The organism is Staphylococcus sp. GDY8P196P (assembly GCF_017891705.1).
In the GTDB taxonomy this organism is placed as follows: Bacteria; Bacillota; Bacilli; order Staphylococcales; family Staphylococcaceae; genus Staphylococcus; species Staphylococcus ureilyticus.
This window is the reverse complement of sequence record NZ_JAESJS010000046.1, coordinates 1,839-2,041: the sequence shown is the minus strand read 5'-3', so window position 1 is coordinate 2,041 and position 203 is coordinate 1,839. Positions and strand designations below refer to the sequence as shown.

Here is a 203-nt window from a genome sequence, read left to right as displayed (position 1 = left end):
ACGATTTGAGCGATTATTATGCGATGACTGATAAATCAGTTAAGAAAACTATTTTTTATGGTCGTAACGGTAAACCAGAAACAAAATATTTTGGTGTTCGTGACAGTGATAGATTTATTAGAATTTATAATAAAAAACAGGAACGTAAGGATAATGCAGACTTTGAAATTGTTTCAGAATATTTATGGCGTGTAGAAATTGAA

1 pseudogene is annotated in these 203 nt (G+C 29.6%); it reads left to right on the top strand.

The features are described 5' to 3' along the window. A pseudogene (locus tag KA814_RS13735) lies at positions 1-203 on the top strand (replication initiation factor domain-containing protein); the annotation flags it as partial.